Genomic DNA, 24,529 nt, shown 5'->3' with positions numbered 1-24,529 from the left:
GAGCCATGCACATAGCCGAGGGCTTTCTGCCACCGGCGCACGCGATCGCCTGGGGTGTCGCGTCCGCGCCGTTCGTCGTCCACGGAGTCCGGTCACTCACCCGTGAGGTCAGGGAGCATCCGGAGAGCACGCTGCTCCTCGGCGCCTCCGGGGCCTTCACCTTCGTCCTGTCGGCCCTGAAACTGCCGTCCGTCACCGGGAGTTGCTCCCACCCCACCGGTACCGGCCTGGGCGCCATCCTGTTCCGGCCGCCCGTCATGGCGGTGCTGGGCACCATCACCCTGCTCTTCCAGGCCCTGCTGCTCGCCCACGGCGGGCTGACCACGCTCGGCGCCAACGTCTTCTCGATGGCGGTCGTCGGCCCCTGGGCCGGGTACGGCGTCTACCGGCTGCTGCGCCGCTGGGACGTGCCGCTGATGGTGACCGTGTTCTCGGGCGCGTTCGTCGCCGACCTGTCCACGTACTGCGTGACCAGCGTCCAGCTCGCGCTGGCCTTCCCCGACCCGGGCAGCGGATTCCTGGGCGCGCTCGGCAAGTTCGGCTCGATCTTCGCGGTCACGCAGCTCCCGCTGGCGGTGAGCGAGGGCCTGCTCACGGTGATCGTGATGCGGCTGCTGGTGCAGTCCAGCAGGGGCGAACTGACCCGGCTGGGCGTGCTGCTGACGAAGACGGCGGCGGGCACGGGGAACAAGGAACGGGCGGTGGCCCGATGAGCCGGAACGCGAAGATCAACGCCCTGCTGCTGCTCGCCGTGGCCGCGCTGGCCGTCCTGCCCCTGGTGCTGGGACTGGGCGACCACAAGGAGGAGCCGTTCGCCGGGGCCGACGCCGAGGCGGAGACCGCGATCACCGAGATCGAGCCGGACTACGAGCCCTGGTTCTCCCCGCTGTACGAACCGCCGTCCGGGGAGGTCGAGTCGGCGCTGTTCGCGTTGCAGGCCGCGCTCGGCGCGGGCGTGCTGGCGTACTACTTCGGGCTGCGCCGGGGCCGTCGCCAGGGCGAGCGGCGGGCGGTGGCGGCCTCCGGGACCACGGCGCCCACGACGGTCTCCGGGACCACGGCGCCCATGACGGCCCCCGCGGCCACGACGGCCACGGCCGCCACGCGGGACGCCCCCGAAGGGGACTGAGTGCTGCCGATCGACGCGGCGGCGCACGGCAGTCGCTGGCGCCGCCGCCATCCCGTGGACAAGGTCGTACTCGGTCTCGGCCTGACCGTGCTCGCGATCTCGCTGCCGCCCTGGCCGGGCGCGGCGCTGGTGCTGGTGACGGCGCTGACGGTGCTGCTCGGCCCGGCGGGCGTGCCCGGACGCCGGCTGTGGCGGGCCTACCGGGTGCCGCTGGGGTTCTGCGTGACGGGTGCGCTGCCGTTGCTCGTGCAGGTCGGCGGCCCGGACGGGTTCCTGACGGCGGCCGACGGCGGCGCGGCGCGCGCGGGCGGGCTGCTGCTGCGCACCTCGGCGGCTTCGCTGGGGGTGCTGCTGTTCGCGTTCACCACGCCGGTGTCCGACCTGCTGCCGAGGCTGGTGCGGGCCGGGGTTCCCGCGCCGGTCGTGGACGTGGCGCTGGTGACGTACCGGATGAGTTTCCTGCTGCTGGACTCCGTGCACCGGATCCGCCAGGCGCAGGCGGCCCGGCTGGGGCACACCACGCGGGCGGCGGCCTGGCGTTCGCTCGGCGGGCTCGGCGCCACCGCGTTCGTGCGGGCCTTCGACCGGGCGGCGCGGCTCCAGTCGGGGCTCGCCGGGCGCGGTTACGACGGCACCCTGCGCGTGCTGGTGCCCGAGGCCCGGGTCTCGGTGCCGTTCACGGCGGCGAGCGTGGCGCTCCTCGCGGCGCTGGCCGGCCTCGCCCTCCTCCTGGAAGGACCCCTGACGTGAGCGGACCGGCGCGGTCACCGGAAGCGGCCCTGGTCGCCCTGCGGGGCGCGTCGTTCGGGTACGAGGAGGGCCCGGACGTGCTGACGGGCCTGGACTTCGCGGTGCGCGAGGGGCGGGCGCTGGCGCTGCTGGGCCGCAACGGCAGCGGCAAGACGACGCTGATGAGGCTGCTCAGCGGTGGACTCAGGCCGCGTACGGGGACGTTGACGCTCGGCGGCGAGCCGGTGAGGTACGACCGCAAGGGGCTGACCCGGCTGCGGACGACGGTGCAGTTGGTGGTCCAGGACCCGGACGACCAGCTCTTCGCGGCCTCGGTCGGCCAGGACGTGTCCTTCGGGCCGCTGAACCTCGGTCTGCCCGGCGCGGAGGTCCGCTCCCGGGTGGCCCGGGCGCTCGCCGCGCTGGACATCTCGGCGCTGGCCGACCGGCCCACGCACCTGCTGTCGTACGGGCAGCGCAAGCGGGCGGCGATCGCGGGGGCCGTCGCGATGCGGCCCCGGGTGCTCGTCCTCGACGAGCCGACCGCGGGGCTCGACCCGGACGGGCAGGAGCGGCTGCTCGCCGCCCTGGACGGGCTGCGCGCGGGCGGCACCACCGTGGTGATGGCCACCCACGACGTCGACCTGGCCCTGCGCTGGTCGGACGACGCCGCCCTGCTCACCCCGGACGGCGTCCGCACCGGCCCGGCCGCCGAGACGCTGGCCCGCACCGACCTGCTGCGGCAGGCCGGGCTGCGGTTGCCGTGGGGCGTCGCGGCGGCGGGGCTGCTGCGGGCGCGGGGGCTGCTGCCCGGCTCGGCGCCGGGCCCGCGTACGGCGGAGGAGCTGGCGGCGCTGGCCGAGGGGCGCGAGCCCGCGGAGCCGGGGCGGTTCAGCCCCGGGGACGGCTGAGTTCGGCGTCCCGCTCCTGCGCCGCGCCCTGCGTCGCGCCCTGCTCGGAGCCTGCCTCGGCGGCCCGGCGGGCCCGGCGGCCGGGCAGGACGGCGAGGACGACGGCCGTACCGGCGGCCATGATGATGCCGCCGACGAGGCTGGTCGTCGACACGCCGTGGGCGAATGCCTTGTTCACCGCGTCGGCGAGGGCCTGCGCCTGCTCCGGTCCGGCCGCCGGGTTGGTGGCGAGCCGCTCGGCGACGGCGAGTCCGCCGCCCACGGAGTCCTGGGCGGTGTCGAGGGCCGCGGCCGGGAGCCGGTCGCCGACGAGGCCGGAGAGTTCGTCCCGGTAGGAGGTGCCGAGCAGGGAGCCCAGGACGGCGATGCCCAGCGAGCCGCCGAGTTCCAGGGCGGTGTCGTTGGCGCCGCCGCCGACGCCGAGTTCGCTCTCCGGGAAGGAGCCCATGATGGTGTCGGTGGCCGGGGAGACGCTGAGGCCGATGGCGAGGCCGAGCAGCAGCATCGGGGCGAGGAAGTCGGCGTAGGTGGAGCCCTGGTCGATCAGGACCAGCAGGAAGACACCGACGGTGCCGATCGCCATGCCGGAGCCGACCATCGCCTTCACGCCGAGCCTCGGGGTCAGCTTCCCGGTCACCGCGGCGCCCACGAACACGGCACCGGCCAGCGGCAGCAGCCGTACGCCGGTCTCCAGGGCGCCGTAGCCGAGCACGAACTGGAGGAACTGCGTGGCGTAGTAGATGGCGCCGTAGGTGCCGAAGAAGAAGAACAGCACCGCCAGCATGGAGCCGCTGAAGGGCCGCAGCAGGAAGCGCCGCACGTCGAGCATGGGGTGCGGGTGGCGCAGCTCCCAGGCGACGAAGGCGGCCAGTCCGACCCCCGCGACCACGGCGGCGACGACGGGACCGGTGCCCCAGCCGAAGTGCGGGCCCTCGATGGTCGCGTACACGAGGCTGCCGACGGAGACGATGGAGAGCAAGCCCCCGACGTAGTCGATGCGGCCCATGCCGACCGCCCTGGACGGGGGTACGAGGACCAGCGCGCCGACGACGGCGAGGACCGCGACGGGAACGTTGACCAGGAAGGTCGAGCCCCAGGCGTGGTCTTCGAGCAGCCAGCCGGCGACCAGCGGGCCGACGGCGATGGCGAGTCCCGAGGTGGCGGTCCAGGCCGTGATGGCGCGGGCCCGCTCCTGCCTCGGGAAGACCGCCACGAGCAGTGACAGCGTGGCCGGCATGACGACGGCGGCGCCGACGCCCATGACCGCGCGGGCCGCGACGACCAGCCCCGTCTCGTGGACGAGGCTGCCCATCACCGAACCGCCCGCGAAGATCACCAGACCGGTGACCAGGGCGCCGCGGCGGCTGTACTTGTCGCCGATCGCGCCGAGCACCAGCATCAGCGCGGCGTACGGGACGGTGTAGCCGTCGATGACCCACTGGAGGTCGCTGCTGCTCAGCCCCAGGTCGGCCGTCATGTCCGGGGCGGCCACGATCAGGGAGGTGTTGGCCATGACGACGATCAGCAGGCTCAGGCAGAGCACGAGGAGAGCCCACCAGCGCCGGGCGTAGGGCCCGGACATCTTCTCGACGGGTGTGGTGGCCAGTAGGGGCATGGGAGAGCTCCCGGGAAGCGAGCGAGGGCGATGCTTAATTGCCCATGGATGTGCAGACAAGAGCAGAATAGTTTGTTGCCCATGGACGTGCAAATACGGCGGACGGCCACGCCTCGGACGCGGCCGACCGCCTGGTGAGGTGATCGCTTGTTGAGGCGACCGCCTGTCGAGGCGACCGCCTGTCGGAGTGGGGGCGGCCCTACTCGGCCGTGACGGAGTGCGCGAGCGCCGCCGGGGCGACGGCCTCGACTACGGCCCCGGCCCGGCGCTCCGGCACTCCGGCCGCGATGAGCGTGGCGACGGCGGCCCGGGTGCCGTCGTCCTCCAGGGCGCCGGTGTTGACCTGCTCCAGCAGGGCGACGATCATCGCCTCCAGCCCGGCGCTCAGCGCGACGGGCGGCAGGTGGGGCGGGAAGACCCCGTCCCGCTGGCCGCGCTCCAGGATGGCGGTGACCTCCGCGCGGGCCGGGGCCAGGATCTCGGACACCCGCTCCGCGCCCAGGTCGTGCCGGGCCAGGGCCAGCAGCATGCGGTAGCGGTCGCCCACGGGCCACATCAGCAGCGTGAAGTGCGCGAGCGCGCGGTCGGCCGGTTCGGACGCCTCCGGCGCGTGGGCCATCGCCTCCCGCAGCGTCTCGGACGCCTCCTCCGCGAGGGCTTCGAGCAGGGCCGAGCGCCCCGGGAAGTGGCCGAAGAGGGTACGCCGTACGACCCCGGCCGCCCGGGCCAGCTCCTCCAGCGTGGTGTCGGGGTTGCGTCCCAGTTCCCGGCGGGCGGTGGCCAGGATGCGCGCCCGGTTGGACCGCGCGTTGCGTCGCTGCGGCTCACGGGCGACGGACTTGCTCACGGGAACCTCGGTGCGGGACGGTGCCGGGCTGGGCTGGGCAGGGCAGGGCAGGGGGAACGGAAGGTCCATTCTGGCACGGGGGCGGAAGGGGCGGCCGGCCGTGGCCGCCTCGCGCAGCCCGCACGCGAGGCGGCCGCGGCCGGTGGCGCCCTGCCTCACTTCAGTCCGGTGTCCAGCGCGGTCATCAGCCGGCCGTCCGGGGTGTCTCCGGACATCTCCCAGACGAATCCGCCGAGCAGGCCCTTGGACCTGACCCAGTCGGTCTTCTTCCCGATCGACCAGGTGTCGTCGAAGGACCACCACTGGCCGCCGGGGCCGGTGTAGCCGAACGTCGACACGGACGCCTCGTCGTGGTGGACGGTCATGGCCGGGAAGCTCGCGATCAGGTTGTTGTAGCCGCGGACCCCCGCCTCCGTGTCGAACTGACCGGGCGCCGCGCCGTTCGCGTCCTGCCACTCACCGGCCGCACCGCCCTCCGCGACGCCCTGCCAGCCGCGCCCGTAGAACGGGAAGCCGACGGTCAGCTTGCGCGGGTTGACTCCCGCGTCGAGGTACGTCTGGATGGCGTTCTCGATGCTGAAGTGGAAGGGGTAGGGGTCCTCCGCGTCCGCGTACAGGTTGGACGCGTGCCCGGTCCGTTTGGGCTCCCAGGAGTTGTCGCTGCCCGCGCCGTGGAAGTCGTACCCCTGCACGTTGGCGTAGTCGAGGGACTGGAAGATCCTGCCGAGGTCCCAGCCCGCCTCGATCTTCGCCGGGTCGGCCGGGGTGAACGCGGTGAGCAGCCTGTGTTCGCCGCCGAGCGCGTCGAGCTGCTTGCGGAACTCGGCGAGCAGGGCGGTCAGGTTGCCCTTGTCCTGGGCGCCGTAGTGGTTGCCCGGGTGGCCCTCGGCGCCCGGCCACTCCCAGTCGATGTCGATGCCGTCGAAGATGCCCGCGGCCGTGCCCGGACCCCCCGCGCCGTTGTAGACGGGCAGGTTGCCCTTGATCCACACGTCGATGCAGGACTCGACGAACTTCTTCCGGGACTCGGGCGTGGCGGCGGCGTCCGAGAAGAACTTCGAGTACGTCCAGCCGCCGAGCGACACGACGACCTTCAGGTGCGGGTATTTGGCCTTGAGCTTCTTGAGCTGGTTGAGGTTGCCGCGCAGTTTGCCCCAGCCGTCGTCGGCGACACCGTCGACCGACTGGGCGGCGGACATGGGCCGCGCGTAGTCGGCGTCCGCGTCCCCGGCGCCGGTGCCCTCGTCGGGGTCCTGCGGATTGCCGGAGGTGCCCTTGGTGACACCCGCCTGGCAGGTGAGGCCCGTCGGGTCGAGGTTCTCGAACGCGTAGTTGACGACGTCCAGTTGCTTCGCGGCGCCGGACGTGTCGAGGTTCTTCACGAAGTACTGGCGTCCGTAGATGCCCCACTGCACGAAGTACCCGACCTTGAGCTGCTTGCCCGGTCCGGCCACGTCGTCGGTGGTCACCTTCACGGCCGCGGAGGCCGCGGAGGAGTTGTCGGCGGTGTCCCGGGCCTTGACGGTGAAGGTGTAGGCGGTGGCCGGGGAGAGCCCGTCCACCGTGGCCGTGGTGGTGTCCGCGCCGACGGTCTTGGCCAGGGTGTCGCCGCGGTAGACGTCGTACGCGGCCACGGCCACGTTGTCGGTGGACCTGTCCCAGGCGAGGCCGACGGTGGTGGCCGTCTTGCCGGTACTGCGCGGGTTGCCCGGCGCGGTCGGCGGTGTCGGGTCGGTGGACGGGTCGACGGTCTCGACGGTGAGCGGCCGGCTCGCCGGTCCGACGTTGCCGCGCCGGTCGGTGGCCCGGACGGTGAAGGTGTGGCGCGTCGCCGGGGTCAGGCCGGTGACGGTCGCGGAGGTGCCGCCGGTGGTGGTGGCGACGGTGTCCGTGCCCTCCAGCACCTCGTAGGAGGTGACGGGGTGGTCGCCGGGCGCGGCCGCCGCCCACTTCAGCGCGACCGTGTGCGCGGTGACCGCGGTCGCCTCCGGCGCGCCGGGGGCGGCCGGCGGCACGTCGGGGGTGCCGTCGCACTTGTCGCCGTTGACGGTGCAGCCGGTGGGGGTGCCCACGGGGCCGGTCGCCGAGAACTGGTAGCTGTAGGGCTCGGTGGTGCCGCCCGCCGGGACCCGTCCGTTGTAGTAGGCGTTCTTGACGGTCACGTGGCGTCCGGAGACCGTGGCCTCGCCGTAGAGGTGCCCGCTCACGGACACGCCGGACGGCAGGTCGAACTCCAGGGTCCAGCCGTCGGAGGCGGCCGTGCCGTTGTTGTGGACGACGTACTTGCCCGTCCAGCCCGACCCGTTGGTCTGGCTGGTGAAGGTCGCCGTGAGCGTCCCGGCCGCCTGGGCGGGCGTCGCCAGCGCGGTGAGCGCCGCCAGTGGCAGCAGCAGTGCGGTCAGCAGGGCGGCGATCCGCGCCCCGAGCCCGGTGGGTGGTCTGCGCCTGGGGTACATGGCTCTCCCTGTGGTGGTGGGGTGGTACAGGGGTGAGGTGAACCGTGCGCGCGTGAGGGAGTGGAGCGCCCACAACGTAGAAGGTCTGGACCAATGCGTCAACCGGGCGCACACTCCGCCCACACCGTCTTGCCCGGCCCGCCGGACCGCGGGTGCCGCCCCCAGCGCTCGGCGAGCGCGGCGACCAGGAGCAGCCCCCGGCCGCCGGTGCCCCCGTCGCCGGGCGCGCGCAGTTCCTCCGGCTCGGGCGGCAGGCGTTCGCCACGGCTGTCGGTGACCTCGATCCGCACCCGGCCGGAGGGCACGAGTACACGCAGGAGCAGGTGGAAGTCCCGGCCGGGGACATGGCCGTGGCGCACGGCGTTGGCGGTCAGCTCGCCCAGGACGAGCACGATCTCCTCGTGCGGGCGGGTGCCGTAGGGGATGCCCCAGGCGTCCAGTCGGTGCGCACCCAGCCGGCGGGCCAGACGGGCGCCGCGCGGGGTCGAGGTGAAGCGCATCTCGAAGGTGCGCGTCAAGTTGCCGTCGGTGACGACGGGTTGGCTGGTCATGCCGACAACGGTGCCGTCGGTCGCGTAGCGTGACCAGTGGTGACGCACCGACGCGGCCGGGTGTACGCGCGGCGGCACCACGGGTACGCGCCGCGCGGCGTAACGGGTGCGCGGGGACGGCGTTGGGGCAGGGAGGCGGTGCCGATGAGTGAGGGTGCGGACACGTCCGGGCAGACGGTGGTCGTCGCGTTCGGCCAGACGATGAAGACGCTGCGGGTCCGGGCGGGCCTGGAACGCGAGGAGTTCGGCCGCCGGATCGGCTACTCGGCGGCCACGGTCGCGTCGTACGAGCAGGGGCGGCGCATCCCGTCGCCCAGGACCATCGAGCGGGCGGACGAGGTCCTGGACGCGGGCGGGTTGCTGACGGTGTGGAAGGAGCAGGTGGAGCGGGCGCAGTATCCGGTGTTCTTCCAGGGGATGGCGTCGCTGGAGAAGGAGGCCGTAGAGCTGCTTGCGTACGACACCCATGTGCTCAACGGACTGCTTCAGACAGAGGAGTACACCAGGGCTGTGCTCGACATGCGTCGCCCGGTGCTGGACCGGGAGACCGTCGAGCAGCGCGTGGTGGCCCGCTTGGCCCGCCAGGACATCTTTGAACGCTGGCCCGCACCACTGCTCAGCTTCGTGCTTGAAGAGGCGGCACTGCGGCACCCTTGGGGAGGCAAAGCAGTACACCGCGGCCAGTTGGAGCACTTGCTCCTGATCGGTGAGAAGCAGCATGTGGAGCTGCAAGTCATGCCAACAGACCGCGAGCACAACGCCGGGGTGGACGGCGCCTTCACCGTCATCACCCGCAAGGACGGGATGCGGTTCGTCTACACCGAAGCCCAGGGCACCAGTGCCCTCCAGACAGAACCGGAGCAGACGACGCTCGCCGCCGCACGCTATGGGATCATCCGATCGCAGGCTCTCCCATCCCGAGAGTCATTCGACTTCGTGGAAAGGTTGCTGAGATCGCTATGAACCACTCTGATTCCTCAGCCATCGCGTCGAGTCTCACTTGGATCAGGAGCAGCTACAGCGGAGCCGAAGGCGGCCAATGCGTCGAGGTCGCCTGGGTCAGGAGCAGCTACAGCGGAACCGAGGGCGGCCAGTGCGTCGAAATAGCCGCAGGCACGCACGCCGTGCTCGTCCGGGACTCCAAGGCCGTCCCCGGTCCCGTCATCCGCGTGTCGCGCGACGCGTGGGCGGGGTTCATCGGCCGCTGAGGCTCCGCAGCCGTTCGTTGCGCCGCTCCAGGGCCGCCGCCGTGGTCGGGAAGAGGGTGCCGCCCTCCCCGACCCGGTCCTGCGTTCGCGTCACGAGGTCACGCGTACCGCGCTCGTAGGCGGCGAAGCCCTCCGCGTGGCCCCCGGCGGCCAACGCACCGGCGAGGCGGTACGCGCCGACGAGGGCGAGGCTGGTGCCCTGGCCGGTCAGGAACGAGGGTGCGTACGCGGCGTCGCCCAGCAGCGCGACCCTGCCGCTGGACCAGCGGGGCATGCGGATCTGGCCGACCGCGTCGAAGAACACGTCGTCCGCGTCGCGGAGGGCGGCCAGGATGCCGGGGACCTCCCATCCGGCGTCGGCGAAGACGTCCGCGATCAGGTCGCGTTGGGCCTGCTTGTCCCCGAACAACTCGCGCGGCGGGGTGGGCTGGGCGAAGTTGAGGAAGGCGTGCACCTCGTCGTCGTCCTCCACGGCGTAGAGGGCGGCGGTCCTGCCCGGGGTGTTCCAGACGACCGTCTCGTGGGAGAGGCCGAGGGTGTTGCGCATGGGGAACACCGCGAAGCAGTGGCCGAGGTAGCGGTGGAAGCGCTCCTCGGGGCCGAACACCGTCGTCCGGGTGCGCGAGTGCATGCCGTCCGCGCCGAAGACCAGGTCGAACGTACGGCTTCGGCCGCTCCGGAAGACGACGTCGACCCCGTGCCCGGACTGGTCGAGGGTGTCGACCGAGTCGTCGAACAGGAACTCCACGTCGTCCCGGACCGCCGCGTACAGGGCGTCCGTGAGGTCCCCGCGCCGTATCTCCAGGTCGCGGCCCGTGGCCCCGCCGGTGACGGTGTGCGGGTGGAGCGAGGCGACCTCGCCGCCGTCCGCGTCGCGGAAGGTGAGCCGGCGCAGGTCGATGTGCGCGTCCCGAAGTCGGGGCAGGAGGCCCATCTTCTCCACGACGTCCAGTGCGGTGCCGCGGACGTCCACGGGGTAGCCGCCGCTGCGGATCGTGCGGGCCTTCTCCACCACGGTGACCGCGTATCCGTGCCGGTTGAGCCAGTGGGCGAGGGCGGGTCCGGCGATGCTCGCCCCGGAGACGAGGACCGTGGGACGGGGTGTGGTGCGGGGTGTGGTGCGGGTCATGCCGTGGCTCCTTTGCGCAGGGTGCGGGTGACGAACAGGGCCGTCGAGACGACGGCTCCGGCGATGACGAATCCGGTGACGTAGGCCGACTCGGCGGCGGCCTGCGACCCGGCGGGGGTTCCGGCGGTGAGGAGTGCGCCGCCGAGCTGGCCGCCGACGGCGTAGCCGAGGACGCGGCTGACCAGGATCAGGCTGGTGGCGATGCCGGTGTCGTTCCGGTCGACGGCGGTGGCGGTGCTGGTCATCAGCGCCGTGACGCACAGACCGTTGGCCAGCGCGATCAGCGCCTTGCCGACGACGAGGTGCCAGACCTCGGTGTGCACGGCGGCCAGGGCGGCCAGGGAGAGCGCCATCATGACGACGCCGGTGGTGACCACGGCTCGCGAGCCGAAGCGCCGGTCGCCGATTCCGCCGAGCGGTCCGGCCAGCGTCGCGGCGATCGCGCCGGGCAGCAGGAAGAAGCCGATCTCGGTGGCGCTCGCCCCGAACCCGTAGCCGTCGCCGCGTTCGTCGAGCAACTGCGGGACGAGGTAGACCGCCATGGCGGTGCCGAGGCAGATCACGAACGTCAGCACGCACGCCTTCCACATCGCGGGCCGGGCGAGCATGCGCAGGTCGACCATGGGAGCGGCGGCGCGCCGTTCGACCCTGACCCATCCGGCGACGAGGGCGGCCAGCAACGCGACGAGGCAGGCGAGGACGAGCGGCTGGGCACCCGCCTCGGGCGCCAGCGCGAGGACGAGCATGAGCGTGACCAGCATGCCGCTCAGGAGCAGCAGGCCGGGCCAGTCGGTCCCGGCGCCGTCCGCCGGACCGGGCGGGTCGGCCGGCATGATCCGGTGCACGAGCAGGGTGGCCCCGGCGACCGCGAGGGTGGGCAGGGCGAACATCCAGTGGCGGGAGAGCTGTTCGGCCACCGGCCCGGCGGAGAGCATGCCGACCATGCCGCCCCCGACGAAGAGCCCGCTGACCACGCCGATGGCGACCTTGGAGTCGCTCGCGGGCAGGTGCCGGCGCACGACGACGAACGACAGGGGCAGCGCGCCCACCATCGCGCCCTGGAGTACCTGGCCGAGCAGCAGCACGGGCAGGTTCGGGGCCAGCGCGGACACCATGCCGCCGGCCGAGACCAGCGCCATCAGCAGGACCAGGACCCGCTTGCCGCCGTAGCGGTCGCCGAACTTGCCCGCCAGCGGGGTGACGAGCGCGCCGGTGATGAGCAGGACGATGCTGAGCAGCGCCCCCTCGGACTGGCTCATGTCCAGTTCGCGCTCCAGCAGCGGGATCGTCGGCGACACCACCGACTCCAGGGCGCCGGTGGACAGCGCCAGCAGTCCGAGGGCCCCGACCGCGGCCTTCCCCATGCGGGCCGGGGGCGCCGGGAGGGTCGTCGTCACGAGCGCACCGCCGCGCTCGGCGCACCGGCCGGTTCACCGGTGCCGCGTTCTTTCCGTCGTCGTTCCGTCATCTCCGCCTCCTTGTCCGTGCGGGCGCCGTCCGTGAGCGGTACGGCCGTCCCTGGGCAACGGGAGGCAGAGTGCGGCGACGCCCGTGCGCCGGGCGTCGTACCGGGGAGCCAATGCGGGGGTGCTACCGGGGTAGGGGGTCGGTCAGAGGCGGGTGCCGGACCTCACGAGGCGTCGACGGCTTCCGTCCGTACGTCAGGACTCCAGGTAGCGGAGCACGGCCAGGATCCGGCGGTTGTAGCCGGTGGTGCGCGTGAGGTCGAGCTTGTCGAAGACCGTGTTGAGGTTCTTCTCCACCGCGCTCAGGGAGATGTGCAGCTTCTCCGCGATGGCCGCGTTGGTGTACCCCTGCGCCAGGGTCTCCAGGACACTGCGCTCGCGAGGGGTCAGCCTGGCCAGCGGATCACTGTGCGTCGTGCGGACCACCAACTGCCGCACGACCTCCGGGTCGAGCACCGCACCGCCCGCGCGGACCCGCTCCAGCGCGTCGAGGAACTCCTCCACCTGGGCGACCCGGTCCTTCAGCAGGTACCCGACGCGCTCCGCGTTCGACGTCAGCAACTGGGCGGCGTAGTTGCGCTCCATGTGCTGGGACAGGACCAGCACCCCGACGCCGGGCCACCGCTCGCGGATCTCCAGCGCCGCGCGCAGCCCCTCGTCGGTGTGGGTGGGGGGCATCCGGATGTCCACGACCACCAGGTCCGGCGGCCGGGCCGCGACCTCCCGCACCAGGGCGGCGGCATCGCCCACGGCGGCGGGGACCTCGTGGCCCTCCTCGGTGAGCAGCCGGACCAGCCCCTCCCGCAGCAGGGTCGAGTCCTCGGCCAGCATTACGCGCACGGCAGCTCCGCGGTGATCGTGGTGGGTCCCCCGGAGGGGCTGTGTACGTGCAGTCGGCCGTCCAGGGCCCCGACCCGGCCGTGCAGCCCGGTCAGCCCGCCGCCCTCCGGCTTCGCGCCGCCGACGCCGTCGTCCTCGACCCGGACCACCAGGACCGGCCCGTACCGGCGGACGCTCACCTCGATCTCCGTGGCGGCCGAGTGCTTGGCGGCGTTGGTCACCGCCTCCGACACCACGAAGTACGCGGCGGTCTCCACGGCCGCGGGCAGGGGCCCGGTGAGCGCGAAGTCGGTCCGGACCGGAATGCCGCACCGCTCCGACACCCCGGCCAGCGCCTCCTGGAGCCCCACGTTGTCCAAGGCGGCCGGATACACCCGCCAGGCCACTTCGCGCAGTTCCGTCAGGACGTCCCGCGCCTCCTCGTGGGCCTGCTCCACCAGGCCGCGCACCTGCTCCGGCGTGCGTCCGCCGCGCCGGGCCCGCCCCAAGAGCATGGCCAGCGCCACCAGACGTTGCTGCACCCCGTCGTGCAGGTCCCGCTCGATGCGCCGGCGCTCGGCGTCGACCGCCTGGAGCACGGCCGCCCGGCTGGTGGCCAGTTCGTCGATGCGCCGCCGCATCAGCTCGCTCTCCGAGGGGCCGAAGCACTCCCGGGCCAGCTTCGCGTCGAGGGCCGTCAGCGAGACGAGGCCCTGCACGTCCAGGAAGAGCAGCACCCCGCCTAGCAGGACCTGGGTGGCCAGGTCCCCCAGGTCCGGGGCGCGCCGGACGAGGGACGCGACGAGCAGACCCGCGAGGACGGCGCCGAAGCCGAGCAGGGCGACCACGACTCCGGTGACGAGACCGGTGTACGTGCGGGCGGCCACGTAGCGCAGGACGCGCTGGTCGGGCACGGGCCGGGCGGGGAAGCGGTCCCCGAAGAAGACCGAACGGCGTCGGCGTTCGAGAGCCGTCAGCCGTCGGGCCCCGGCGGTGAGGAGGGCCGACGCCCGCCGCCGGGTGTACGGCCACAGCAGGACCGGGCCGAGCAGGGTGCCGGCGACGAGGAAGTACAGCAGTCCCAGCAGCGCGGTGAGGCACCCGAGCAGGACTCCCGCTGCCCGCAGCGGGAGCGCCGGGGGCGACGTCGCCTCGCTCTCACCGCCCGGCAGCGCGGTCCCGGGCGCCGTCGGGAGATGCCGGGTGGTCATGTCCACCGATTCCCCCTGCACGGTCGCCGAGCGTAGTCGCGCCGCGCAGCCCGGACAAGATCGCCCGGCCCGTGCGGGAACGGGACCGGTCACGGCGTACGGCGGTGCCGTGCCGGGCCGCGCGAGCGCAGGCGGGCCACCACGTAGCAGACGAGGGCCGCGGCCACCAGGACCAGCACGCCCTTGCTGATCACACCGACGTAGTCACCGACGGTTTCCCACTGGTCGCCGAGCCAGTAACCGGCCATGACCAGCACGGTGTTCCACATCAGGCTGCCGAGGGCGGTGAGCGCCGCGAAGACCGGCAGCGGCATGCGGGCGAGCCCGGCCGGCAGGGAGATCAGACTGCGGAAGATCGGCACCATGCGGCCCAGGAGGACGGCCTTGGTGCCGTGCTTGGCGAACCACGCCTCCGTCCGCTCCAGGTCGGAGACCTTGACCAGGGGCAGCCTGGCCCAGATCGCGTAGACCCGCTCGCGGCCGAACAGCGCGCCGGTCCCGTACAGGACGACGGCGCCCGCCACGGAGCCGAGTGTGGTCCAGAACAGGGCCGCGAAGAGACTGAGGACACCCTGCCCGGCGGCGAAACCGGTCAACGGCAGGATGATCTCGCTCGGCAGCGGCGGGAAGAGGTTCTCCAGGGCGATGGCCAGGCCCGCGCCGGGGCCGCCCAGGGAGTCCACCAGGTCGGCCGCCCATCCGGCGACGCCGTCCGCGGGCTCCTGTGGCAACGCCAGGGTGATGTGGTCCATGTAGGGATCTCCGGGTACGAGACGCACGCCGCGGGCCGGGTGCCGCGGTCCGTCGACCACGCTAGGAACGCCCGCCCGGGGCCGGTATGCGGACAGCCCTCACGTCCGTACGGCTTTCCCTCACCCCGGACCTGCGGTTTTCCACAGGGCCTGGGTGACAAAGCCCGCCCCCGGCCCCGTGGCCCACGGCCACGGCCACGGCCACGGCACGGCGGAGCCCGGTGGCCCGCGGTCCGTCCGCACCCGGGTCCTCACCCTGGTCCTCGCCGCCGTCAGCCGGCCGGCAGTACCTCGACCCCGGCTGCCGTGAGCTGCTCGATCACCGGGTGGTGTGCCCGCTCGTCCGTGACGAGTCCGCTGATCTCCCCCCAGGGCAGGACGCGGTACCGGGAGGCGGTGCCGATCTTCTCGGAGGAGGCGAGGACGTAGGTGTCCGCGGCCCGGGCGGCGAGGGCTCGTTTCATCGCGGCGTCCTCGGCGTCGCCGGTGGTGAGGCCCGCCTCGGGGTGCACACCGGTGACGCCGAGGAGGAAGAGGTCGGCGGAGACGTTCTGCGCGGCCTCGGCCGCGGCCGCGCCGGAGGTGACCGCCGAGTGCTTGAAGAGGCGGCCGCCCAGCACGAAGACCTCGGCCTGCGGGTGGTCGAGCAGGGCGACGGCGACCGGCGGGCTGTGGGTGATGACGGTGCAGGCCAGGTCCCGCGGGAGGGCGTGGGCCACGGCCAGGGCGGTGGTACCGCCGTCGAGGATCACCACGCCGCCGGGCCGCACGAGTCCGGCGGCCACCGAGGCGACCTTCCGCTTGCCGTCCGGGGCCACGGTCTGCCGGGCTCCGTAGTCCACCACGGCCGGTGAGACGGGGAGCGCCCCGCCGTAGACCCGCTGGCACAGTCCCTCGTTCGCGAGGTCGCGCAGGTCGCGCCGCACGGTGTCCTCCGAGATCCGCAGCCCAGCGGCCACGTCCTTGGCGACGATCTTGCCCTCCCGGGCGAGCAGTTCGAGCAGGTGGTCGCGTCGTTCAGCAGCCAGCATCCGCGTTCTCTCCTGTTGTTGCACGTTTCTGCATGTATCGTAGCGCCCATGACCGACAAACCCATGCTGATCCTCATCGCCGGCCCCTACCGCTCCGGCACCGACGGCGACCCGCAGGCCATGGCCGCCAATCTCGCGCGCCTGGAGGAGGCGGCGTGGCCCGTGTTCGCGGCCGGGCACCTCCCCGTCATCGGGGAGTGGATCGCCCTGCCCGTCCTTCGCTCGGCGGGCGCGGGCCCGACCGATCCCCTCGCCGACCAGGTGCTGTACCCGACCGCCGAACGCCTCCTGACCCGCTGCGACGCCGTGCTGCGGCTGCCCGGCGATTCCACGGGCGCCGACCAGGACGTCGCCCTCGCCCGCCGCCGCGGCCTGCCCGTCTTCCACGACGTCGCGGAGATCCCGGCCCTCGACCGGCAGGGCGCCGCGTGAGTCCCCGGCCCGGCGTGGACACCCCGGACCACCGCGGCCGGACCGGACTCGACCGGGCGGGGCGCGGTCTCGACCGCAACCCCGCCGTCCGGGTCCGCGACGTCGAGCTGACCTCCCGGGGCTGGCACGTCCTGCGCCGCACCACCTTCGACTACCGCCGCCGCGACGGACGCTGGGAGACACAGGTCCGCGAGACCTACGACCGCGGCAACGGCGCCGTCGTCCTCCCCTACGACACCGCACGCGGCCGCGTCCTGCTCACCCGGCAGTTCCGCTACCCGGCCTACGTCAACGACCACCCCGACGGCATGCTGGTCGAAGCGGCCGCCGGACTGCTCGACGCGGACGACCCGGTGGCCGCCGTCCGCCGCGAGGCGGCCGAGGAACTCGGCGTCACCCTCGGCCCGCTCACCCACGTCCTCGACGCCTACATGAGCCCCGGCTCCGTCACCGAACGCCTCCACTTCTTCGCCGCCCCCTACACCCCCGCCGACCGCACCGGGGACGGCGGAGGGGTGGAAGCGGAGGGCGAGGACATCGAAGTCCTCGAACTGCCCTTCACCGAAGCCCTCGCCATGACCCGCGACGGCCGCATCGCCGACGGAAAGACCGTCCTGCTCCTGCAATGGGCGGCCCTGGACGGCCCCTTCTCGGCCTCCGGGTGACTCCACGACGACGGCGACCGCCCGGGGAGCCGCCGCACACGACCGTGCCAGTCCCCCGACCCCGGCACGATCCGAACGGCACCCCCTAACCGTCCGCCGCCACGCCCCGCTCCGCCAGGACCTCCAGGAACTCCGGGGACCAGAAGTCGTCGGCGCCCCTGATCCGCTTGAGGTTGGGCAGGAGCGGCAGGTCGTCCAGGGAGCGGACGTCGTAGAGGTCGTCCTCGCCGTCCCAGACCGGGGAGCAGTGGAAGTAGACCCGAAGTCCGCCGTCGAGCACCAACTCCTCCACGGAAGCTAGGAGTTCCGGAGATATCTCCAGGGCCTCGAAGTAGTCCCGGGCGACGGGCACCACCTGGTGGCTCAGGCCGTTCCGCACGGTGTACGTGTACGCGGGGTCGCCGTCGTCCTCGATCAGGCCCTGGTCCACGAGGTGGGAGCCCAGGTCGAACCTGGGGGTGAGAGTGCCGTCGGCGTACATGAGCCGCTCGACGACGAGGAGCTTGAAGTTGAAATCGGTGAACTGCGTCATGGGTGCACCCTACGGACGGGGTCCGACAACTCGACGGGGCCGACCACTCGACGGGGTCCGACCACTCGACGGCGACCGGAAGGCGTCGCCGACGCACGTGTCCCCGCCCGCGGATCTATCTTGGCGCTCATGCAGTCATACACGATCGGCCAGGCAGCACGGCTCCTCGGCGTGAGTCCGGACACGGCACGCCGGTGGGCGGACGCGGGACGGGTGGCCACCCACCGGGACGAGACGGGGAAGCGGCTCATCCGCGGGAAGGACCTGGCCGCCTTCTCGGCGGAACTCGCCAAGGGCGGGAGCGGTGACGAGGACACCTCCCACACCTCCGTCCGCAACGCCTTCCCCGGCATCGTCACCGCCGTCAAGCTCGGTGACGTCGCGGCCCAGGTGGAGATCCAGGCCGGACCCCACCGGCTGGTCTCCCTGCTCACCCGGGAGGCGGTGGAGGAACTGGGGCTGGAGGTCGGGATGGAGGCCACCGCCCGGGTGAAGTCGACGAACGTGCACATCGACCGGGTCTGAACGTGCGTCCCGACCGAGTTTGAACGTGCATACCGACCGAGTTTGAACGTGCATGCCGACCGGGCACACCGGGCTCGGGTCGCCGTCAGCTCCACGCGGTGTAGCCGCCGTCCACGCGGATCGCGTCGATGCCGCTGACGTGCCGTCCTCCGCAGCGGTCCTGGGGCAGCACGAGCTGGGCGCCGGACCGGTCGAGGGCGGTGCCGTCGAGGGTGACGGCCAGCAGGACGGGCGCGCGGCCGAAGTCCGGGTCGATCTCCGCCCAGGAGAGCAGGACGTGGTGCCCGTCGGCGCCGTGGACGGCGATCAGGAACCGCAGCCGGTCCTTGCGGCGGGCGGGGTCGAAGGCCGGGGCGGTGTCGGCGAGGACGTCGTGCAGCAGCGGTCCGGTGAAGTGGTGGTGCCGGCTACCGCTGGTGGCGCACTCGAAGGCGACCCGCACGGCGTGCTGGGGCCAGGCGAGCAGGTCGGCCACCGTCAGCCGGGCCGGCCGGCCCAGGTCACCGGTGACGACGATCCGGGCCGGCGGGACGACTGCGGCGCCGGGGACCGCGAGGGACTGGCTCACGGGCTACCACCTCCCGCATGACCGTACCCGTCCGGCCGGACCGTACAAACGCACATGCCATGCAAAAGAAACCTTGATCCAGCTCATGCGAAGCAACAGGGGACTTTCCCCTCGCACCTGCGGCAGTATGCTCGGCGTAAGCACAGCTACCGGACGGGGGCCGTAGACGTGTCGTTCAGGACCTTGAGGAGTGGACCCGTGATGACCTGTTGCGCACGCCGGACCCGCCGGATGCTCCGGACGGCCGGCGTCGGCGCCGCCGCGCTGCTGGCCCTGAGCGCCTGTTCCTCCTCCGGTGAGGACTCCGGCGGCAGGGCCGCCGGTGCCTCCTCGTCGGCCGGTGGTCCGGACAAGCTGTCGGGGACGGTGAACGTCTTCGCCGCGGCCTCGCTGACCGAGAGCTTCACCAAGCTGGGCAAGGACTTCGAGAAGCAGCACCCCGGCACCAAGGTCGTCTTCAACTTCGGCGGCAGCGACTCGCTCGCCGCGGGCATCACCAGCGGCGCCCCGGCCGACGTGTTCGCCTCCGCCAGCCCCAAGACGATGAAGGTCGTCACCGACGCCGGGGACGCCGCGGGCACGCCGGCCACCTTCGTCCGCAACCGGCTGGAGATCGCGACCCTGCCCGGCAACCCGGACAAGGTCGCCTCCCTCAAGGACCTCACCGGACCGGACCTGAAGGTCGTGCTGTGCGACAAGACCGTGCCCTGCGGTGCGGCGGCCCAGAAGGCACTGACCGCCGCCGGCCTCGAACTCACCCCGGTCTCCTACGAGGAGGACGTGAAGTCGGCCCTCAACAAGGTGGTCCTCAAGGAGGCCGACGCCGCGGTCGTATACCGGACGGACGTGGAGGCGGCCGGTGACAAGGTGGAGGGCGTGGAGTTCCCCGAAGCGGCCGAAGCCGTCAACGACTACCCGATCACCGTGCTCAAGGACGCCCCCAACGCCGCGGCCGGCAGGGCGTTCGTCGAGCTGGTGCGGTCCGCCGAGGGCCGGCAGGTCCTGACCGAGGCCGGGTTCACCGCGCCGTGACCGCCTCGCCCGAGACCGGTGCCGCGGCCCGCCCCCGCACGGGCCGGCCGCGGCGCCCAGGCCCGCTCCGGGGCGGCGCTCCCCTGCCGCTGCTGGTGCCCGCGCTGATCGGCCTGGCGTTCCTGGTGCTCCCCCTCGTCGCCCTGCTGATCCGGGCCCCGTGGACGAGCATGCCCGAGCTGCTGACCAGCGCGGAGGTGTGGCAGGCGCTCCGGCTGTCGCTGATCTGCGCCACGGCGGCGACCGCGGTGAGCATGGTGATCGGCGTGCCGCTGGCCTGGCTGCTGGCCCGGGTGGAGTTCCCGGGACGCGGTCTCGTCCGGGCCCTGGTGACGCTGCCGCTGGTCCTGCCGCCGGTGGTGGGCGGCGTCGCCCTGCTCATGGCACTGGGCCGCAACGGCGTCGTCGGGCAGTGGCTGGACTCCTGGTTCGGCGTCACCCTGCCGTTCACCACCACCGGTGTGATCCTCGCCGAGGCGTTCGTGGCGATGCCGTTCCTCGTCATCAGTGTCGAGGGCACCCTGCGTGCCGCCGACCCCCGCTACGAGGAGGCGGCCACCACCCTCGGCGCCTCCCGCTTCACCGCCTTCCGCCGGGTCACCCTGCCGCTGATCGCACCGGGCATCGCCGCCGGCGCCGTGCTGGCCTGGGCGCGGGCGCTCGGCGAGTTCGGGGCGACGATCACCTTCGCCGGGAACTTCCCCGGCCGCACCCAGACCATGCCGCTGGCCGTCTACCTCGCCCTGCAGAGCGACCCGGAAGCGGCCATCGCCCTCAGCCTGGTACTGCTGGCCGTGTCCATCGCCGTCCTCGCCGGGCTGCGCGACCGTTGGATGACCGCCTCATGACCGACACCGGGAAGCACGAACGGGCCCGAGCCGAGAACACCGAGCGTGCCCGAACCCAGAACGCCCGGCAGACCCGGACCGAGGATGCCGGGCAGACCCCAACCGAGAACACCGAGCAGACCCAAGCCGAGAACGCCCGGCAGGACCGGGTGGAGCGGACCCCCGGGCCCGAGACCGGAGACCCGGCCGCCGGAGGCACTGCCGCCGGAGGACTCGACGCGCGGCTCGTCGTCGAACGCGGCACCTTCCGCCTCGACGTGGCCCTGAGCGCGGCACCCGGCGACGTCGTCGCGCTGCTCGGACCCAACGGCGCCGGCAAGACCACCGCTCTGCGTGCCCTCGCCGGTCTCGTCCCGCTCTCGGGCGGTCACCTGCGCCTGGACGGCGTGGAGTTGGACCGCACGCCGCCCGAGTCCCGACCGGTCGGCGTCGTCTTCCAGGACTACCTGCTCTTCCCCCACCTGACCGCGCTGGACAACGTCGCCTTCGGGCCGCGGTGCCGGGGCGCGAGCAAGGCCCGGTCACGAGCGCAGGCCGCCGCCTGGCTGGAGCGCCTGGGCCTGGCCGCGCACGCCACCGCCAAACCGCGCCGGCTCTCCGGCGGCCAGGCCCAGCGCGTCGCCCTCGCCCGCGCCCTCGCCACCCACCCCCGTCTGCTGCTCCTGGACGAGCCGCTCGCCGCCCTCGACGCCCGCACCCGCCTCGACGTACGCGCCCAACTCCGGCGCCACCTGGCCGACTTCGAAGCCGTCGCCGTACTCGTCACGCACGACCCGCTGGACGCCATGGTCCTCGCCGACCACCTCGTCGTCGTCGAGGACGGTCACGTCGTCCAGGAGGGCGCCCCCTCGTACATCGCCCGCCACCCGCGCACCGACTACATCGCCCACCTGGTCGGCCTCAACCTCTACCGGGGGCAGGCCGCGGGCCACACCGTACGGCTCGACGACGGCGCCACGATCACGACCGCCGAGGACCTGACCGGTCCGGCCTTCGTCGCCTTCCCGCCCGGCGCGGTGACCCTGCACCGGGAGCGTCCCACCGGCACCAGCGCCCGCAACCTCTGGCGCTGCGAGGTCGCCGGGCTGGAGACCCACGGCGACCGGATCCGCGCGGACCTCACCGGCGAACTCCCCCTCGCCGCCGATCTCACCACCGTCGCCGCCGCCGAACTCGACCTGCACCCCGGGGCCGCCGTCTGGGCCAGCGTGAAGGCCACCCAGACGCACGCCTACCACGGCTGACCCGCACATCCGGCGGTCACCCGGGCGGAGGCACTCCGGCGGGGGCGGCGGCCAGCCTCCCTCCGTTCGGTATGCCAAGCGGATTGGATGACCGAGGCCGCCCGCCGGTCGCGGCACGGGCATGCGGCATGCGGCATGCGCACCGTCCGATCACCCCGCCGCTGGAGGATGCTCGCATGTTCGGTTCGTCGCGTGCGGATCCGGTCCCCGCGCAGGACCGTGCGGACCGGGACGACACCCCCGCGGTCCGCACACCCCCGACGCGTGCCGTGGTGCTGGTGACGGTCGCGGCGACGGTGCTCACGCTCACGCTGGGGACTCTGACCGGCACCGCCGTGCTCCTGCTGGGGCTGCTGGTGTTCCTCCCCGCGTTCGCCGCCGCGCTGTGCACCCCGAACCAGACGGCGCTGGTCTCCGCCTGGGTGAGCGTCCTCGTCATCGTGCCGGTGGCCCTGTCCGCGGAACGGCTCGCCGACCGAGTGGTCCTCGGCCTGTTCGCCGTCGGCTTCGGCGCGCTGGCCGTCTACGGCTCCTGGGTGCGCATCACGCGCGAGGGGGCGCTGGTACGTCTGCGGTCGACCGCCGCCGCGATGCAACGGCAGATCCTGCGTCCGCTGCCGCTGCTCACCGACGACGTGCTCGTGGACGGCGTGTACGAGCCGGTGCAGCAGGACAAACTCGTCGGCGGCGACATCTACGACGTGGCGGCCACGCCCTGGGGCACCCGGGTGCTGATCGGCGACGTCCAGGGGAAGGGGCTCGCCGCCATCGGCATGGCGATCGACGTGGTCGGCGCCTTCCGCGAGGCCGCCCACCGCGAACCGACGGTGACCGCGCTCGTGGACTCGCTGGAGGCCGCGGTGGTCCGCCACAACGCGTACGCCGAACAGCGCGGGGAGCCCGAACGGTTCGTCACCGCCGTCGTCCTGGGCGTGGACGCCGGTGCCGAGGCCCAGTTCGTCACGTGCGGCCACATCCCGCCCTACCTGCTGCACGAGGGGACGGTCACCGCCGTGGGCCGGGGGACGGAGCACGCGCCGCTCGGCCTGGCCGACCTCGTCGACGAACCCCGCGGGGTGTCCTGGTTCCCCTTCCCCGCCGGGGCGACGCTGCTGCTGTGCACGGACGGCCTCACCGAGGCCCGCTCCCCCGCGGGCACCTTCTACCCGCTCGAAGCACACCTCGCCGGCCGCGTCGACACCACCGCGGACCGGCTCACCCGTGCGCTCGTCGAGGACGTCCACACCTTCACCGGGGGAACACAGCAGGACGACCTGGCGGTACTGGCCGTGCGCCGCTCGCCCCGGCGGGCCGGCGGCACACCGGCGTCCGCGCCGCGCGGACCGGCCCCGGCGGCGTGAGCCCGCCCCGGGACCGGTCCCTGCTCGGCGGGGTCAGCGCTGCAGGGTGAGCAGACCCGGCCGCCAGGGCAGTGCGTTGTAGTCCCCACCCGCGTTCGGGGACTTGCCCTGGTAGAGGAAGCGCAGGTTGCAGGGGTCGACGGTCATGGTCTGGTCGGGGTTGTCGCGGACGAGGTCGCCGTGACTGATGTCGTTGGTCCAGGTGGCTCCGCTGTTGGCCTTGCCCGCGAAGGGGTTGCTCTCACTGGCGGCCTGCGGGGTCCACGCGCCGCTCAGGCTGGAGGCCGTGAAGGAGCGGAAGTAGCGTCCGTTCGCCCCCATCGCCTCGACGATCATCAGGTACTGGTTCTGGCCCTGGAGCTTGTAGACCTGTACGCCCTCGAACAGGTTGGCCTTCGTGTCGCTCATGACCGTCGTGTACGAGGAACCGAAGTTGCCCGGGAAGTTGCCGATCGGCATGCTCGACCGGTAGATCTTGCCGTTGTCACCGGCGAAGAACAGGTACATGTTCTGGCCGTCGGCGATCAGCGTCTGGTCGATCGGCCCGGTGTCGGAGCCGGAGATGCTCCCGGTGAACAGCGGCTGCGGAGCGGACCAGCCGTTGGGGTTGGTGGGGTCGCTCGACGTGCGGTAGACGAAGGGCGAGGAACCCCACTGGTACGCCAGCACCCAGATGTTCTTGGGGGCGAAGTAGAACAGGGTGGGAGCCACGGCGGCCTGGCTCATCGCGTTCTGTCCGGCCGACGCCATGTCAGGCCAGTCGCTGAAGGGGCTGAACGCCATCGACCCGTACGACGACCCCGACGAGGTCGACCCGTAGACCAGGTGCTTGCCGTTGTACGTCACCGTGGTGAAGTCCTTCAGCGCGACCCATCCGCTCCTCGGCTGCGCCAGGACCCCCGTCGAGGACCACCGGTACGTCGACGGGAGGGAGCACGTGCCGTCCGTCGGCGGCGTCCCGGTCAGCCCGGTCCACTTCTGGTTGCTGCCGCCGTTGCACGTCCACAGCTGTACCGCGGTGCCGTTGGCCGTGCCGGCGCCGGCCGCCTCCAGGCACAGCCCGGACTCCACACCGACGACCGTGCCGTCGGAGTTCACCTTCCACTGCTGGTTCGCACCGCCGGAACAGCCCCAGATCTGCACCCGGGTACCGGCCGTGGTGGCGTGACCCGGCACGTCCAGGCACTTGGTGCCGTACACCGTCAGCTCGTTGCCGTCGGTCAGCGTCCACTGCTGATTGGTCCCGCCCCAGCAGTCGTGGAGCTGCAGGTACGTGCCGTCGGTCTGGCCGGCACCCAGCACGTCCAGGCACCGGCCCGAACCGGCACCCCGCAGGGCACCGCTGGAGGCCGCCTGGGCCGAGGGGGTGGCGACGAGCAGCGCCGCCATCGCGGCCAGGGCCGCGACCAATGCGGCGAGCACCGCGGACGGGTGCCCGCGGCTCACATTTCCTCTGTGCATGGGGATT

26 protein-coding genes are annotated in these 24,529 nt (G+C 72.9%); 13 read left to right on the top strand and 13 right to left on the bottom strand.

Annotated features, from left to right (window positions below; all coding sequences use genetic code 11):
- The first annotated feature begins 5 nt into the window (after positions 1–5).
- The 4 genes from IG88_RS0119500 to IG88_RS0119485 are packed head-to-tail and all read left to right on the top strand — an operon-like array spanning position 6 to position 2,769.
- Positions 6–713 (top strand): energy-coupling factor ABC transporter permease, encoded by a 708-nt coding sequence (locus IG88_RS0119500; RefSeq protein ID WP_031042569.1) that lies wholly within the window; start codon positions 6–8, stop codon positions 711–713.
- A complete protein-coding gene (locus IG88_RS0119495) occupies positions 710–1,129 on the top strand; it encodes an energy-coupling factor ABC transporter substrate-binding protein (RefSeq protein WP_078861543.1) in 420 nt (139 codons plus the stop codon). Before IG88_RS0119500 ends, IG88_RS0119495 begins: the two co-directional genes overlap by 4 nt.
- Entirely contained in the window at positions 1,130–1,879 is a 750-nt protein-coding gene (gene cbiQ / locus IG88_RS0119490; RefSeq protein WP_031042563.1) for a cobalt ECF transporter T component CbiQ, read from the top strand.
- Positions 1,876–2,769, top strand: a complete 894-nt coding sequence (locus IG88_RS0119485; protein WP_031042562.1) for an ATP-binding cassette domain-containing protein — start codon at positions 1,876–1,878, stop codon at positions 2,767–2,769. Before cbiQ ends, IG88_RS0119485 begins: the two co-directional genes overlap by 4 nt.
- Here IG88_RS0119485 and IG88_RS0119480 read toward each other — a convergent pair.
- The 4 genes from IG88_RS0119480 to IG88_RS0119465 form a co-directional block, all read right to left on the bottom strand.
- Positions 2,750–4,384, bottom strand: coding sequence for an MFS transporter (locus IG88_RS0119480; protein WP_031042561.1), 1,635 nt, complete (start codon positions 4,382–4,384; stop codon positions 2,750–2,752). The two genes, IG88_RS0119485 and IG88_RS0119480, sit on opposite strands and share 20 nt — an antisense overlap.
- A 199-nt stretch (positions 4,385–4,583) precedes the next feature.
- Positions 4,584–5,231, bottom strand: a complete 648-nt coding sequence (locus IG88_RS0119475) for a TetR/AcrR family transcriptional regulator (RefSeq protein ID WP_031042560.1) — start codon at positions 5,229–5,231, stop codon at positions 4,584–4,586.
- A gap of 155 nt (positions 5,232–5,386) precedes the next feature.
- On the bottom strand, positions 5,387–7,687 hold the full coding sequence (locus IG88_RS0119470) for a glycosyl hydrolase family 18 protein (RefSeq protein ID WP_031042558.1): 2,301 nt from the start codon (positions 7,685–7,687) through the stop codon (positions 5,387–5,389).
- A 98-nt stretch (positions 7,688–7,785) separates the two neighbouring features.
- Positions 7,786–8,238 (bottom strand): ATP-binding protein, encoded by a 453-nt coding sequence (locus IG88_RS0119465; RefSeq protein ID WP_199807472.1) that lies wholly within the window; start codon positions 8,236–8,238, stop codon positions 7,786–7,788.
- Between the two features lie 144 nt (positions 8,239–8,382).
- Here IG88_RS0119465 and IG88_RS0119460 point away from each other — a divergent pair, with 144 nt between their 5' ends.
- Complete coding sequence (locus IG88_RS0119460) at positions 8,383–9,201, top strand: helix-turn-helix domain-containing protein (RefSeq protein WP_037836219.1); 819 nt, start codon at positions 8,383–8,385, stop codon at positions 9,199–9,201.
- Positions 9,198–9,446 carry a DUF397 domain-containing protein gene (locus IG88_RS0119455; protein ID WP_078861542.1) on the top strand — a complete coding sequence of 83 codons (249 nt, stop codon included), beginning with the start codon at positions 9,198–9,200 and terminating at the stop codon, positions 9,444–9,446. Before IG88_RS0119460 ends, IG88_RS0119455 begins: the two co-directional genes overlap by 4 nt.
- Here the strand turns inward: IG88_RS0119455 and IG88_RS0119450 are convergent.
- The 6 genes from IG88_RS0119450 to IG88_RS0119425 form a co-directional block, all read right to left on the bottom strand.
- Entirely contained in the window at positions 9,433–10,575 is a 1,143-nt protein-coding gene (locus tag IG88_RS0119450; RefSeq protein ID WP_037836217.1) for an FAD-dependent monooxygenase, read from the bottom strand. The genes IG88_RS0119455 and IG88_RS0119450 overlap by 14 nt on opposite strands.
- Positions 10,572–11,972, bottom strand: coding sequence for an MFS transporter (locus IG88_RS0119445; RefSeq protein ID WP_031042545.1), 1,401 nt, complete (start codon positions 11,970–11,972; stop codon positions 10,572–10,574). The genes IG88_RS0119450 and IG88_RS0119445 overlap by 4 nt, the downstream gene beginning before the upstream one ends.
- Before the next feature lie 264 nt (positions 11,973–12,236).
- Complete coding sequence (locus tag IG88_RS0119440) at positions 12,237–12,872, bottom strand: response regulator transcription factor (protein ID WP_031042541.1); 636 nt, start codon at positions 12,870–12,872, stop codon at positions 12,237–12,239.
- On the bottom strand, positions 12,872–14,071 hold the full coding sequence (locus IG88_RS0119435) for a sensor histidine kinase (protein WP_078861541.1): 1,200 nt from the start codon (positions 14,069–14,071) through the stop codon (positions 12,872–12,874). The genes IG88_RS0119440 and IG88_RS0119435 overlap by 1 nt, the downstream gene beginning before the upstream one ends.
- Positions 14,072–14,160: 89 nt before the next feature.
- Positions 14,161–14,823, bottom strand: coding sequence for a DedA family protein (locus tag IG88_RS0119430; RefSeq protein WP_031042537.1), 663 nt, complete (start codon positions 14,821–14,823; stop codon positions 14,161–14,163).
- 272 nt (positions 14,824–15,095) lie between these two features.
- Positions 15,096–15,854 carry a DeoR/GlpR family DNA-binding transcription regulator gene (locus tag IG88_RS0119425; protein WP_031042536.1) on the bottom strand — a complete coding sequence of 253 codons (759 nt, stop codon included), beginning with the start codon at positions 15,852–15,854 and terminating at the stop codon, positions 15,096–15,098.
- A 48-nt stretch (positions 15,855–15,902) separates the two neighbouring features.
- Between IG88_RS0119425 and IG88_RS0119420 the strand changes: the two genes are divergently transcribed.
- Together IG88_RS0119420 and IG88_RS0119415 are read left to right on the top strand one after the other, a co-directional pair.
- Positions 15,903–16,286 (top strand): hypothetical protein, encoded by a 384-nt coding sequence (locus IG88_RS0119420; protein ID WP_031042535.1) that lies wholly within the window; start codon positions 15,903–15,905, stop codon positions 16,284–16,286.
- Positions 16,283–16,951, top strand: coding sequence for an NUDIX domain-containing protein (locus IG88_RS0119415; RefSeq protein ID WP_031042533.1), 669 nt, complete (start codon positions 16,283–16,285; stop codon positions 16,949–16,951). The genes IG88_RS0119420 and IG88_RS0119415 overlap by 4 nt, the downstream gene beginning before the upstream one ends.
- Positions 16,952–17,036: 85 nt before the next feature.
- On the opposite strand, the gene IG88_RS0119410 is transcribed toward IG88_RS0119415, so the two are convergent.
- Positions 17,037–17,483: a DUF6892 domain-containing protein gene (locus tag IG88_RS0119410; RefSeq protein WP_031042531.1), complete on the bottom strand. Its 447-nt coding sequence runs from the start codon at positions 17,481–17,483 to the stop codon at positions 17,037–17,039.
- 129 nt (positions 17,484–17,612) lie between these two features.
- On the opposite strand from IG88_RS0119410, the gene IG88_RS0119405 reads away from it, so the two are divergent.
- Positions 17,613–18,008, top strand: a complete 396-nt coding sequence (locus IG88_RS0119405) for a TOBE domain-containing protein (protein ID WP_031042529.1) — start codon at positions 17,613–17,615, stop codon at positions 18,006–18,008.
- Positions 18,009–18,093: 85 nt separating this feature from the next.
- On the opposite strand, the gene IG88_RS0119400 is transcribed toward IG88_RS0119405, so the two are convergent.
- A complete protein-coding gene (locus IG88_RS0119400; protein ID WP_031042527.1) occupies positions 18,094–18,576 on the bottom strand; it encodes a molybdopterin-dependent oxidoreductase in 483 nt (160 codons plus the stop codon).
- Positions 18,577–18,777: 201 nt separating this feature from the next.
- Here IG88_RS0119400 and modA point away from each other — a divergent pair, with 201 nt between their 5' ends.
- The 4 genes from modA (at position 18,778) to IG88_RS0119380 (ending at position 23,061) form a co-directional block, all read left to right on the top strand.
- The gene (gene modA / locus IG88_RS0119395) at positions 18,778–19,608 is read left to right on the top strand and encodes a molybdate ABC transporter substrate-binding protein (RefSeq protein ID WP_031042526.1); all 831 of its coding nucleotides are present in this window, start codon (positions 18,778–18,780) and stop codon (positions 19,606–19,608) included.
- Positions 19,605–20,456 (top strand): molybdate ABC transporter permease subunit, encoded by an 852-nt coding sequence (modB, locus tag IG88_RS0119390; protein WP_031042523.1) that lies wholly within the window; start codon positions 19,605–19,607, stop codon positions 20,454–20,456. Before modA ends, modB begins: the two co-directional genes overlap by 4 nt.
- Positions 20,453–21,700 carry an ABC transporter ATP-binding protein gene (locus IG88_RS0119385; RefSeq protein WP_234332220.1) on the top strand — a complete coding sequence of 416 codons (1,248 nt, stop codon included), beginning with the start codon at positions 20,453–20,455 and terminating at the stop codon, positions 21,698–21,700. The genes modB and IG88_RS0119385 overlap by 4 nt, the downstream gene beginning before the upstream one ends.
- A gap of 176 nt (positions 21,701–21,876) precedes the next feature.
- Positions 21,877–23,061, top strand: a complete 1,185-nt coding sequence (locus IG88_RS0119380; RefSeq protein WP_031042520.1) for a PP2C family protein-serine/threonine phosphatase — start codon at positions 21,877–21,879, stop codon at positions 23,059–23,061.
- Between the two features lie 33 nt (positions 23,062–23,094).
- On the opposite strand, the gene IG88_RS0119375 is transcribed toward IG88_RS0119380, so the two are convergent.
- Positions 23,095–24,522, bottom strand: a complete 1,428-nt coding sequence (locus IG88_RS0119375) for a non-reducing end alpha-L-arabinofuranosidase family hydrolase (RefSeq protein WP_031042517.1) — start codon at positions 24,520–24,522, stop codon at positions 23,095–23,097.
- Between the last annotated feature and the right edge of the window lie 7 nt (positions 24,523–24,529).

Origin of the sequence: Streptomyces sp. NRRL F-5650, assembly GCF_000721365.1 — a bacterium.
Taxonomy (GTDB): Bacteria; Actinomycetota; Actinomycetes; order Streptomycetales; family Streptomycetaceae; genus Streptomyces; species Streptomyces ardesiacus.
The sequence above is the reverse complement of the archived record's forward strand: the minus strand, read 5'-3'. Positions and strand labels throughout refer to the sequence as shown.

Bases quoted from the DNA above. Each gene is read 5' to 3' on its own strand.
- IG88_RS0119500 (WP_031042569.1), top strand. From the start codon at position 6: ATGCACATAGCCGAGGGCTTTCTGCCACCGGCGCACGCGATCGCCTGG.
- IG88_RS0119495 (WP_078861543.1), top strand. From the start codon at position 710: ATGAGCCGGAACGCGAAGATCAACGCCCTGCTGCTGCTCGCCGTGGCC.
- IG88_RS0119480 (WP_031042561.1), bottom strand. From the start codon at position 4,384: ATGCCCCTACTGGCCACCACACCCGTCGAGAAGATGTCCGGGCCCTAC.
- IG88_RS0119470 (WP_031042558.1), bottom strand. From the start codon at position 7,687: ATGTACCCCAGGCGCAGACCACCCACCGGGCTCGGGGCGCGGATCGCC.
- IG88_RS0119465 (WP_199807472.1), bottom strand. From the start codon at position 8,238: ATGACCAGCCAACCCGTCGTCACCGACGGCAACTTGACGCGCACCTTC.
- IG88_RS0119460 (WP_037836219.1), top strand. From the start codon at position 8,383: ATGAGTGAGGGTGCGGACACGTCCGGGCAGACGGTGGTCGTCGCGTTC.
- IG88_RS0119455 (WP_078861542.1), top strand. From the start codon at position 9,198: ATGAACCACTCTGATTCCTCAGCCATCGCGTCGAGTCTCACTTGGATC.
- IG88_RS0119450 (WP_037836217.1), bottom strand. From the start codon at position 10,575: ATGACCCGCACCACACCCCGCACCACACCCCGTCCCACGGTCCTCGTC.
- IG88_RS0119440 (WP_031042541.1), bottom strand. From the start codon at position 12,872: ATGCTGGCCGAGGACTCGACCCTGCTGCGGGAGGGGCTGGTCCGGCTG.
- IG88_RS0119435 (WP_078861541.1), bottom strand. From the start codon at position 14,071: ATGACCACCCGGCATCTCCCGACGGCGCCCGGGACCGCGCTGCCGGGC.
- IG88_RS0119430 (WP_031042537.1), bottom strand. From the start codon at position 14,823: ATGGACCACATCACCCTGGCGTTGCCACAGGAGCCCGCGGACGGCGTC.
- IG88_RS0119425 (WP_031042536.1), bottom strand. From the start codon at position 15,854: ATGCTGGCTGCTGAACGACGCGACCACCTGCTCGAACTGCTCGCCCGG.
- IG88_RS0119420 (WP_031042535.1), top strand. From the start codon at position 15,903: ATGACCGACAAACCCATGCTGATCCTCATCGCCGGCCCCTACCGCTCC.
- IG88_RS0119410 (WP_031042531.1), bottom strand. From the start codon at position 17,483: ATGACGCAGTTCACCGATTTCAACTTCAAGCTCCTCGTCGTCGAGCGG.
- IG88_RS0119405 (WP_031042529.1), top strand. From the start codon at position 17,613: ATGCAGTCATACACGATCGGCCAGGCAGCACGGCTCCTCGGCGTGAGT.
- modA (WP_031042526.1), top strand. From the start codon at position 18,778: ATGACCTGTTGCGCACGCCGGACCCGCCGGATGCTCCGGACGGCCGGC.
- IG88_RS0119385 (WP_234332220.1), top strand. From the start codon at position 20,453: ATGACCGACACCGGGAAGCACGAACGGGCCCGAGCCGAGAACACCGAG.
- IG88_RS0119380 (WP_031042520.1), top strand. From the start codon at position 21,877: ATGTTCGGTTCGTCGCGTGCGGATCCGGTCCCCGCGCAGGACCGTGCG.
- IG88_RS0119375 (WP_031042517.1), bottom strand. From the start codon at position 24,522: ATGCACAGAGGAAATGTGAGCCGCGGGCACCCGTCCGCGGTGCTCGCC.